7 protein-coding genes and 1 pseudogene are annotated in these 11,695 nt (G+C 42.9%); all 8 read right to left on the bottom strand.

The features are described from left to right. Positions 1-110: 110 nt before the first annotated feature. A complete protein-coding gene (gene lpxK, locus H8A87_RS07205; protein ID WP_198689300.1) occupies positions 111-1,106 on the bottom strand; it encodes a tetraacyldisaccharide 4'-kinase in 996 nt (331 codons plus the stop codon). Beyond that, the gene (msbA, locus tag H8A87_RS07210) at positions 1,103-2,851 is read right to left on the bottom strand and encodes a lipid A ABC transporter ATP-binding protein/permease MsbA (protein WP_198689357.1); all 1,749 of its coding nucleotides are present in this window, start codon (positions 2,849-2,851) and stop codon (positions 1,103-1,105) included. Before msbA ends, lpxK begins: the two co-directional genes overlap by 4 nt. Before the next feature lie 41 nt (positions 2,852-2,892). Beyond that, entirely contained in the window at positions 2,893-5,238 is a 2,346-nt protein-coding gene (locus H8A87_RS07215) for a ComEC family protein (protein ID WP_198689301.1), read from the bottom strand. 207 nt (positions 5,239-5,445) lie between these two features. Further along, positions 5,446-5,742: pseudogene (gene ihfB, locus H8A87_RS07220) on the bottom strand (integration host factor subunit beta); the annotation flags it as partial. A gap of 68 nt (positions 5,743-5,810) precedes the next feature. Then, positions 5,811-7,484: a 30S ribosomal protein S1 gene (gene rpsA, locus H8A87_RS07225; RefSeq protein WP_198689303.1), complete on the bottom strand. Its 1,674-nt coding sequence runs from the start codon at positions 7,482-7,484 to the stop codon at positions 5,811-5,813. Between the two features lie 193 nt (positions 7,485-7,677). Continuing rightward, entirely contained in the window at positions 7,678-8,364 is a 687-nt protein-coding gene (cmk, locus tag H8A87_RS07230) for a (d)CMP kinase (RefSeq protein ID WP_198689358.1), read from the bottom strand. 135 nt (positions 8,365-8,499) lie between these two features. Continuing rightward, positions 8,500-9,786, bottom strand: a complete 1,287-nt coding sequence (aroA, locus tag H8A87_RS07235; RefSeq protein ID WP_198689304.1) for a 3-phosphoshikimate 1-carboxyvinyltransferase — start codon at positions 9,784-9,786, stop codon at positions 8,500-8,502. Positions 9,787-9,939: 153 nt separating this feature from the next. Continuing rightward, on the bottom strand, positions 9,940-11,028 hold the full coding sequence (serC, locus tag H8A87_RS07240) for a 3-phosphoserine/phosphohydroxythreonine transaminase (RefSeq protein WP_198689305.1): 1,089 nt from the start codon (positions 11,026-11,028) through the stop codon (positions 9,940-9,942). Positions 11,029-11,695: the final 667 nt, after the last annotated feature.

Genomic DNA, 11,695 nt, shown 5'->3' on the forward strand with positions numbered 1-11,695 from the left:
ATGACGGGCTTTAAATTTAATGCGGCTCAGAATACCACAAGCAATGTATCACCGTTAACTCTGTTGTTTTGTTTAATATTGTGTTGCTGTGTTGTGATGATTTCCCAATATTATTTATACATGCTCAATTCAGGAAGCAAGGCACGGATCTCATTCAATACTTTTTGTCCTTCTTCCTCTGGCAAATGAGCATATACAGGTAAATACCACCAATTGGGTTGAGCAAATTGGAAACATTTAACCGCATCTTTTTCTGTCATCAGCAAATTTTGATTGCTATTCGCCAAAGCCAGTAATTGGGATTTTTCATAAGATTGATGATCGGCAAAAGCGTGGGTTTTCTGTAAACTCGTTCCCAATTGCTGCAATGTCGCAAAAAAACGCGGGGGGTGACCAATCCCTGCCATCGCAACGCCATTCGGAATATCAGTGACTTTTCGCATTTCACCCGTTAGCAAATTCACCACCCATTCCCCTTTCAAAATCATCGGCAATTCACCTGATTGCGGCGTTCCACCATTGACAATAATGGAATTAACGGTATTCAAGCGCCCAGACAATTCCCTCATCGGCCCTGCGGGTAGCCAGCAACCATTGCCAAAACGACGGACACCATCGATCACCACAATCTCATAATCACGCTGTAAGGCATAATGTTGAAGACCATCATCTGTAATCACGATATCAACCGGAGTATGTGCCAATAGTGCTTTGATAGCTTCTGCCCGCTTTGGTGCAACTGCAACAGGCGCACCAGTGCGACGACGAATTAAGACGGGTTCATCTCCCGCTTGTGCCGTTGTCACTTCGTCTGTGACCAGTAGCGGGTAATTCTCCGATTTCCCGCCATAGCCACGTGAAACAACCCCAACTCGATAACCTTTTTGCTGCAACTGTTCAACCAGCCAAATAACAACAGGAGTTTTACCATTTCCCCCTGCCGTCAAGTTACCGACCACAACAACAGGCACAGGTGCTTTCCAAGAACGGCTCAATCCCAGTTTATAACTTAAACGACGCAAACCGCTTATCAGCCCATAAAGGGCTGATAATGGCAATAATGCGATGTAAGACCATGAGCGGCCTGACCATATTCGTTCAATCATTGGCCAAACTGCATCCGATGTAATTGTGCATATGCGCCTTCGTGTTCCAACAGAGTGGCATGATTACCTCTTTCTATGATATTGCCATCTTCAATGACGATAATTTCATCGGCTTTTTCGATGGTAGAAAGTCGGTGAGCAATCACCAATGAAGTTCTGTTTTTCTGTAATTCATCTAATGCTGCTTGGATAGCACGTTCAGATTCCGTATCTAATGCTGAAGTTGCTTCATCCAAAATCAAAATCGGTGAATCACGCAATAAAGCACGAGCAATGGCTATGCGCTGACGTTGCCCGCCGGAAAGCAAGACGCCATTTTCACCAATAATCGTATCGAGGCCGTTATCCAGCTTTTTGATAAAATCCATCGCGTAGGCCATTTCCGCCGCCCGTTCGATCTCTTCACGACTGAATTTTCCTTCGCTGGCGTAGGCAATATTATTGGCAACGGTATCATTGAACAGGTGCACATTTTGCGATACCAGCGCGATTTGATTACGCAGTGAAGCCAACGTATATTCACGCAAGTCATGGTCATCAAGTATAATTCCCCCTTCATTCACGTCATAAAAACGAGTAAGAAGATTGGCAATTGTCGATTTACCTGAACCAGAGCGTCCAACCAATGCAATGGTTTTTCCTGCCGGAATTGTCATTGAAACCGTTTTTAGTGCAGGATGATCTTTGGTTGGATAGCGGAAAATGACATTACGGAATTCAATATTACCTTTCGCTTTTTTGATTTCCAGCTTGCCATCATCTTTTTCCTGTTCCATATCCAGAATAGTAAACAAAGTTTGACAAGCCGCCATACCACGTTGGAATTGCGCGTTAACGTTAGTCAGTGACTTCAATGGACGCATCAAGGCAATCATAGATGAGAACACAACGGTGATTTTACCCGCTGTCAAAGCACCCATAATTTCAGGGAAGCTGGCCGCATACAGGATAAATGCCAGTGCAAATGAAGCAATAATTTGAATAATCGGGTCTGAAATAGAATCAGCAGAAACCATTTTCATACCCTGTTGGCGCATGTGGTTACTAACTTTGTTGAAACGTTTGGTTTCAACTTTTTGACCACCAAAAATTAAAACTTCTTTATGCCCTTTCAGCATCTGTTCGGCACTGGTTGTCACCATTCCCATGCTGTTCTGCATGTTTTTGCTGATATTACGAAAACGCACGGAAACAAGACGAATAACCCCCGCAACGATCGGTGCAATTACAATCAAAATCAGGGAAAGTTCCCAACTGTAATAGAACATCAGGATAAACAGGCCAATAATCGATGCTCCTTCCCTGACAACCGTAACTAATGCACCGGAGGAGGAGGAAGCAACCTGTTCTGAATCATATGTGATGCGGGAAAGTAATGTTCCCGTAGATTGCTGGTCGAAAAAGGAAACCGGCATACCCATCATATGGTTAAACAGACGACGGCGCATCTGCATGACCACTTTACCGGATACCCAAGAGATACAATAACTTGATACAAAACCAGATAAGCCACGCAGCAGCATCAACCCAATAACGACTAGTGGCATCCACTTCAATACGCTAATGTCTGACTTGCCAAATCCCTCATCCAGCAAAGGCTTTAACAAGGAAAGCATTAATGTATCACCGGCAGCATTAATAATTAGTGCAACCGCCGCGACTAACAGCCCGACCTTAAATGGTGTGATGAACGGCCACAATCGGCGAAAGGTCTGCCAGGTAGAAAGGTCTTTATCATTCATTATTGAGTTACCAAAACCAAAACAAAAAGAAATAGCGGCTCATTCTACTCATGATCACCGCGAATACCAAACCACTGATGATACCATCGTGGCACTATTTGTTGTCGATAACCTTCTAATTTAATGTGATCCTGATAAAAATAGCCTGTTATCTGACCGGAAACTGCTGTGCTATTCCATTGAATCCCGGCATTTTTATAACGTTGTTTCACTTTCACTGAAGGCAGTCTCCACGGGCTATAGCGCGCGACTGAAGTCAAGGCATATTTAGGCATGACGTTACGTATAAATACCGCTGTAGAAGAAGTATTACTCCCATGATGGGGAACTTGCAATATTGTTGTATTCAGATGATCCTTTTCAAGCTCCAATAAGCGATATTCCCCCTGTTTCTCCAAATCGCCCGTTAATAATAGACTGTGCTTACCATCATCAATGCGGATCACACAAGATTGATTATTGCCAACAATGGCGGCCTTTTCTGGCGGCCAAAGGACTTCAAAATTCAGTTCCTGCCATGTCCATTGTTCACCACGAATACAAGGTAAATGAGCCTGATTAAGAAAAGGGCTTCTAATTTGGATATCAGGATATTTATTATTGAGATATTCCACACCTCCCGTATGATCCAAATGGTCATGGCTAAGAATTACCTGTTCTGGCGTTAATCGATGCCAACGTAAATAAGGCACAATGACTTTTTCTGCCATGCTGCCCGCTTCCCAACGATTTCCTGTATCAAAAATGATCGCTTTTCCTCCCCTATCAATCACCACAGCCAATCCATGACCAACATCCAACATTGAAAAGCGCCATTGATATTCATCAGTACTTTTCGAATAACAAGTAATAATGCCAATTGAAACACCCAACAGCCACTTATAAGATTTCCACCACCCCAAACGCCAAATCACAACAGAAAACCAGCCCAGAAGCGTGATAACAATAGGATAATGCCCTGTTTCAATCCACAAATGCGTTAAAACAGGTAAAGGAGCCAAAGCAAGCAAAATGGTGTAATCAACAAGTTGCCATAAAAATGGTTGGATAACGGGAAGAAAGATACAAACTAAACCCAACATGACTAATGGTACAGATAAAAAAGAAACGATCGGCACAGCCCACAGATTAGCAACCAATGATGCGATATTAACTCCCTGGAATAACAAGAGCTGCAACGGCAACAACATTAACATCATTCCCAATTGCATATGCAGCCCACGCAGCCAAATCCACTGCCAACCGTAACGCATTTTTTCTGGCAAAGGCATCCAGTGGAACCAAAATAACAAAGCCATCACCGCAGTAAATGAAAGCCAGAAGCTGTCAGAAAGTATCGCCAAAGGGTCAAAAAATAAAATAAGCGCAGCACTCCATAAAGCCCATTGCCATGAAAAACAAAGTCTGCTTTTACACCGTAAATAAACCCACAGTGTTAACCCCAATATTGCCCGAACAGCTGGAATACCCCAACCAGACAGCCATCCATACAACATTGCGGTTAACCAGCCCGTTATTAATGGGAAACGAAATCCAATCCACCTTGCAGGAAAGCAAATTTGTGTAATCCTCGCAAGAGTCCAGCCAAATAAACTGGCCATTGCAATATGTAGACCTGAAATTGCCATAAGGTGCGCGATACCCGTCTGCTGTAATAGCAGACGGGTTGGTTTATCCAACCACGCCCTTTCACCGAACGAAAGCGCCAACGCAACCCCTGCATGTTTTAATGAGTGAATCTCTGGTACTAATTTATTAATGATATCTTGTCGAAGGCTGCAATTTTCATTAAGTAATCTCGCCTTAATAATTTTTCCATTCAACGGCTGACGTATAGAAAGTGAATATCGCTGGTTATCATAGCTACCATGATTTAATTGAGCATGAACAGGTCTGAGTTTCATTGTAACCTGCCATTTCTGACCAGCACACAGTAATTCTTGAGAATTCCATGATACTGCTGCGTATAAAGCAGGAAAAATATATTTCCCATTACTTTCAATCAATCGAATACGATAACGTGCTTTTTGTTCTACTTCTTTGGTTTCAGACACTAACGATACACTATCAATCATGACTGTTGCAGAGCGGGAAGTTTCACTGAAATACGTTATTTGCATCAATATTTGGTGACCATGCCAACATCCGAAAATAAATGCCCATAATCCTAATGATATTACTCGAATGAATTTATAAGGGAAAAACAATAAGCAAAACGCAAGGGAAACCAGATATTGAATGAATTTTTGTTGAGGGAGTTCCACAAGGAATAATAAAGGCAAAATACCCAGCACAATGGCTAAAGCAGCCAAATTTAAACTGATAATCGGTGGTGATCTTCGCCAAATGGTGAATATATAAGTAAAAGGGAAAAATATTATAGGCTGCATCCATTTATGTCTCTGTGCTGATATTCCATTCACACAGAACAGCCTATTTCATAATAGGTACAGCGACCAGTCAAATAAATGCAATTGTGGAATGACTTCGCAAATTAATCCTCAAGTAAGAGAAACGATACACAAGATAACTCGGTAATCATCACAAAAAACGGCACCCTGAGGTGCCGTTAGTTTAATTAAGTAATAACTGATATCTTAGCTATCGCTATAGATATTCACGCGGTCACGTAACTCTTTGCCTGGCTTAAAGTGAGGAACGTATTTACCGTCCAATTCCACTTTATCGCCAGTTTTTGGGTTACGACCCACACGCGGAGCTCGGTAGTGAAGAGAAAAGCTGCCAAATCCGCGAACTTCAATACGTTCACCTTCGGCTAATGTTTCTGCCATATGATCAAGCATTTCTTTCACTGCATCTTCAACGGCTTTAGCCGGCATGTGAGATTGTTGCTCAGTAAGTCTTTCAATTAATTCAGACTTGGTCATGGTACCTCCCCAAACTACCGTATTCGGGTAATATTATCGTTGCCAAAAATATTACCCGCCGTTATTGACTTAGATTATTCGCCTTTAGCTGCTTTGAAAGCTTCAGCCATTGCGTTGTTAGCGAAGTTTGTGTCTTCTTGTTTGTTCACAGAAGCGATAGCGTCTTTTTCATCAGCTTCGTCTTTCGCGCGAACAGACAGGTTGATTACGCGGTTTTTGCGATCAACGCCAACATACTTAGCTTCAACTTCATCGCCAACGTTCAGAACTTGAGTTGCATCTTCAGTGCGGTCACGAGAAGCTTCTGATGCACGCAGGTAACCTTCAACGCCGTCAGCTAATTCAACTGTAGCACCTTTTGTGTCAACTGCAGTCACTTTACCAGTAACAATTGTACCTTTCTTGTTTACAGACAGGTAATTGTTGAATGGATCTTCTGCCAGTTGTTTGATGCCCAGAGAGATACGCTCACGTTCTGCATCTACTTGCAGAACTACAGCAGCGATTTCGTCGCCTTTCTTGTATTCACGAACTGCTTCTTCGCCTGTAACGTTCCAGGAGATGTCAGACAGGTGAACCAGACCGTCGATGCCGCCGTCCAGACCGATGAAGATACCGAAGTCAGTAATAGACTTGATCTTACCTTCAACGCGGTCGTTTTTGTTGTGAGTCTCAGCAAATTGTTGCCAAGGATTAGCTTTACACTGCTTCAGGCCCAAGGAGATACGACGACGTTCTTCATCGATATCCAGAACCATAACTTCCACAACGTCACCAACGTTAACAACTTTGGATGGGTGGATGTTTTTGTTGGTCCAGTCCATTTCTGAAACGTGTACCAGACCTTCAACACCTTCTTCGATTTCAACGAAGCAGCCGTAATCAGTCAGGTTAGTTACGCGACCAGTCAGTCTGGTACTTTCTGGATAACGTTTAGCGATTGCTACCCATGGATCTTCACCCAGTTGTTTCAGACCCAGAGATACGCGAGTACGCTCACGGTCGAACTTCAGTACTTTAACTGTGATTTCATCGCCCACATTGACGATTTCGCTTGGGTGTTTAACACGTTTCCAAGCCATATCAGTAATGTGCAGCAGGCCATCAACGCCGCCCAGATCAACGAATGCACCGTAGTCAGTCAGGTTCTTAACAATACCTTTAACTTCCATGCCTTCTTGCAGGTTTTCCAGCAGCTGATCACGTTCTGCACTGTTTTCAGATTCGATAACAGCACGACGGGAAACAACTACGTTGTTGCGTTTCTGATCCAGCTTGATGACTTTGAACTCAAGCTCTTTGCCTTCAAGGTGAGCAGTGTCACGAACTGGACGAACATCAACCAGTGAACCTGGCAAGAAAGCACGGATACCGTTCAGTTCTACAGTGAAACCGCCTTTTACTTTACCGTTGATAACACCGGTAACAGTTTCAGCTTCTTCGTATGCTTTTTCCAGCATCAGCCATGCTTCGTGACGTTTTGCTTTTTCACGGGACAGGATAGTTTCACCGAAACCATCTTCTACCGCATCCAGAGCTACATCGACTTCATCGCCAACTTGGATTTCCAGCTCGCCCTGAGCATTTTTGAATTGTTCTACAGGAATTGCAGATTCTGATTTCAGACCTGCGTCAACCAATACAACGTCTTTATCGATAGCAACTACAACACCACGTACGATTGCACCTGGACGAGTTTCGATAACCTGTAGGGATTCTTCAAAGAGTTGAGCAAAAGATTCTGTCATGTTAATGATCTTCAAGGTTTTTAATTAACGTCCATTTAGCATCCGGCCGAATGGGGTTGTTTTACATACCCCGCAACTTTTCCCTGTTACAAGGTGTTTTGGTGTGCCAGCATAATTCACTACCCACACGCCAGAATTCTATATACATCTTCTTGATACGCTACTGCAATAGCGAATTTGCGAAAATTAACGATTATGCTGGTATTTCCAGCGCGTTTTTCGCATAAGTCAGTGCCTTATCAATCACTTCTTCGATAGACATACCGGTCGAATCCAAGATCAATGCATCTTGTGCAGGCACTAATGGCGCAACTGCCCGGTTACGGTCACGGAAGTCCCGCTCCTGTATTTCGGACAAAAGGCGCTCAAAGTTAACACTAAAACCTTTCTCCTGCAACTGTAACATGCGTCTACAGGCACGCTCTTCCGCACTTGCATCAAGAAATATTTTTACTGGTGCGTCAGGAAACACAACGGTTCCCATGTCACGACCATCCGCAATCAGACCAGGAGCGATGCGGAAAGCCCGCTGCCGACGCAGAAGCGCTTCACGGACACGCGGGAATGTCGCTGCCTGTGAAGCCGTATTCCCAACGGTTTCAGTGCGAATTTCATTGCTGACATCTTCGCCTTCCAGAATGACCCGAAGTTTGCCATTTGCAGGCACAAAACGAACATCCAGATTTGCAGCCAGAGGAACCAGAGCGTCTTCAGACTGGATATCCACCTGATGGTGGATGGCAGCCAGTGCCAACACACGATAAATGGCACCTGAATCAAGTAATTGCCAATTTAACGCTTCAGCTAATGCCTGACATAGTGTTCCCTTGCCAGCACCACTTGGCCCATCAACAGTTATTACTGGGGCTATCGCCGCCATCATTCTCCTCCTTTTCGCATAACTTTCGCATAACAGACAGGTCATCTACCGAACGCAGAGAGCTGCTTAATTAATAAGCAACAAAAGTTTGTCTTATTATACGCACTCAGTAGGTGAGCGAAACAGTGTTCCTATCTATTTTGCATATTGACTGAGCTTTTCAAGCTGATTGAAATAATCTGGGAATGTTTTTGCTGTACAGCCCGGATCAAGAATGGTAACAGAAGTATCTGACAGTGCCACCAGCGAGAAACACATCGCAATTCGGTGATCATTATAGGTTTCAATTTCAGCATGATTGAGCTTTTCTGGTGGAATCACACGAATATAATCATGCCCCTCTTCCACTTCTGCCCCTATTTTACGTAATTCAGTCGCCATTGCATTGAGTCGATCGGTTTCCTTTACCCGCCAGTTGTAGATATTGCGGATAACTGTTTCCCCTTGAGCAAACAACGCAGTTGTCGCAATAGTCATTGCGGCATCAGGAATGGCATTCATATCCATATCAACGCCTGTCAATGTACCGCGCTCGCATTCGACAAAATCGTCACCCCAACGAATAGTCGCGCCCATCTGTTCCAATACATTGGCAAATTTGGTATCCCCTTGCAGACTATTTCTGCCAATGCCCGTGACACGAACGGTTCCACCTTTAATCGCCGCCGCCGCCAGAAAATAAGATGCCGATGAAGCATCGCCTTCCACCAAATACTGCCCCGGAGACAAGTATTGCTGCTGCCCTTCAATGTAAAAAACCTGATATTGTTCATTGTGAACCGTCACACCGAAACTGTTCATCAGTGCCAACGTAATATCAATATAAGGTTTGGAAACCAGATCACCTTGAATATGGATTTCCGTGTCATTCTCTGCCAATGGCGCAGCCATCAACAAGGCTGTCAGGAATTGGCTGGAAACACTACCGTCAACGGTGACTTTTCCGCCAGAAAACCCGCCCTTGATATGCACAGGTGGGTAATTTTCCTGTTCAATATAGTCAATTTCTGCTCCCCCTTGACGCAACGCATCCACCAAGTGACCAATTGGGCGCTCTTTCATCCTAGGCTCCCCTGTCAGCACTACCTCATTGTTTCCCAGACATAATGCTGCTGCCAATGGTCGCATTGCCGTTCCTGCATTGCCCAGAAACAACTCAAGTCCGCTTTTGCCCGTAATACGTCCTCCCATGCCATCGACATCACAGATGGTACGATCGGCAGATAGACGATGAGGAATATCTAACGCGGTCAGGGCGTTAAGCATGTAACGAATATCATCACTGTCCAATAAATTAGTCAGGCGGGTTGTTCCTTTGGCAAAAGCAGCGAGTAACAGCGCGCGATTGGAAACACTCTTCGAGCCGGGCAGGTTAATCGTTCCATTAATACGGGAAATAGGTTGTAACGTCAGGGATTGCATAATAGAGAGGAGTCTCCGGTTTTTAACACGTTATGCCCTTCATCTTTCAAGCCGCAGCTTCGAAATCTATTGGGTATAAATTTTAAATTTGAATTTTTAGAATAAATCGAGAATCTTGGCATCGGGAGGTTTCATCCCCCCGATAATAAAACATTATGCGTTACGACGTTCAAAATCAGCCATAAATTCAACCAAGGCTTTTACGCCTTCATAAGGCATAGCGTTATAAATGGAAGCACGAGCACCACCCAAAACTTTATGCCCTTTCAACGCATGCAGTCCTTGTGCATGGGCTTCTTCCAAAAACTGACCATCCAGCGTCGGATTAGCCAGTTGGAATGGAAGATTCATGATAGAACGGTTTTGAGGAGCAACGCAGTTGATATACAGATTACTGTTATCAATGGCACGATAGAGGTGTTCCGCTTTCGCATGATTGCGTTTACTGATTTCTTGTAATCCCCCTTGCTCTTTCAGCCACTTGAATACCATGCCAGACAGATACCATGCAAAAGTCGGTGGCGTGTTATACATAGAGTCGTATTGAACCTGCACGGTATAATCTAGAATTGATGGAGTATGCTTGTGCGCTTTGCCCAACAGGTCTTCACGGATAATGATCACTGTAATCCCCGCAGGCCCGATGTTTTTTTGCGCTCCAGCATAAATGACGCCATAACGGCTAACATCAATTGGCGCGGACAGTATTGTTGAAGAGTAATCGGCAATCACGATTTTATCATCGCCAAAATCAGGCTCTTCAAAAATGGCCATACCTTCAATAGTTTCATTAGGACAATAATGGACATAGGCCGCATCACTGCTCAAAACCCATTCACTCATCGGTTTCACATTTTTGATGCCATCCGTTTCTGTTCTGATATCAATGACGTTGGGTGTGCAATATTTTTCTGCTTCTTTCGCTGCACATTCAGACCAATAGCCACTAACGATATAATCTGCTGTCGATTTGTCACCCAATAAGTTCTGTGGCAAAACCGAGAATTGCCCACGAGCACCACCATGACAAAACAGTACCTTGTAATTTTCAGGTATCGCTAATAAATCTCGTAGATCTTTTTCTGCTTCAGCCGCAACCGCCACAAATTCTTTACTACGGTGGCTGATCTCCATCACAGATGTTCCCAGACCATGCCAATTGCAAAGCTCCTGCTCTGCACGGCGTAATACTTCTGCTGGCAACATAGCCGGACCAGCGCTGAAATTATATACCTGATTCATTAATTTCACCCTATCAATGGATACAATAAAATCGAATGCATTGGTTTTATCACTCCCGCTCTGCCGCTGCAATGGTTATTAAAAGATTGTTGCAAGCTACTGTATAGCTAACTGATAGATCACGTTATTGAAAATCTGAGCATTAAAAAACCAATAAGAGAGTCAAAGAAATATTGGTTTCAATTTATAGCGAAAATTAAAAATTCATGTCAACAATAAACTAAATATACAAATTTAGAACAAAGCGTGACTTGCTAACCACACATTTGATGTATCTTTATTTAAAATTCGAAGAACATTATTGAATGAATATTGCTAATCCACACATTATAGCTATTCTAATCATTCCGTATTAATCTTATACTTTTAAAAAATCAATTATAGCACCAATTAATTTTGATCCTAAAGTTTAAAACATCAATGAAAGTAACTTATCCATTATATACAACTTTGTTTTATTTCTTTAAATAACACATTTTTTATTACAAAGTAATAAAATAAGAAAATTTACACGCATATAATTTTATTTATAATTCACGCGGATTATTTTCCTGACAGAAATAATTATTTCACTTTAGATTCATTCAAAATAAAGACATAATATCTGGACTGCTTTGATTTTTTAATTATACCAAATAGGTTTCAAATTATATAGTAACAGAAAGCA

It is taken from the genome of Xenorhabdus lircayensis (assembly GCF_016306625.1).
GTDB classification, from domain to species: domain Bacteria; phylum Pseudomonadota; class Gammaproteobacteria; order Enterobacterales; family Enterobacteriaceae; genus Xenorhabdus; species Xenorhabdus lircayensis.

Coding starts and splice junctions, on each gene's coding strand:
- lpxK (WP_198689300.1), bottom strand. CDS start 1,106: ATGATTGAACGAATATGGTCAGGCCGCTCATGGTCTTACATCGCATTA.
- H8A87_RS07215 (WP_198689301.1), bottom strand. CDS start 5,238: ATGCAGCCTATAATATTTTTCCCTTTTACTTATATATTCACCATTTGG.
- rpsA (WP_198689303.1), bottom strand. CDS start 7,484: ATGACAGAATCTTTTGCTCAACTCTTTGAAGAATCCCTACAGGTTATC.
- cmk (WP_198689358.1), bottom strand. CDS start 8,364: ATGGCGGCGATAGCCCCAGTAATAACTGTTGATGGGCCAAGTGGTGCT.
- aroA (WP_198689304.1), bottom strand. CDS start 9,786: ATGCAATCCCTGACGTTACAACCTATTTCCCGTATTAATGGAACGATT.
- serC (WP_198689305.1), bottom strand. CDS start 11,028: ATGAATCAGGTATATAATTTCAGCGCTGGTCCGGCTATGTTGCCAGCA.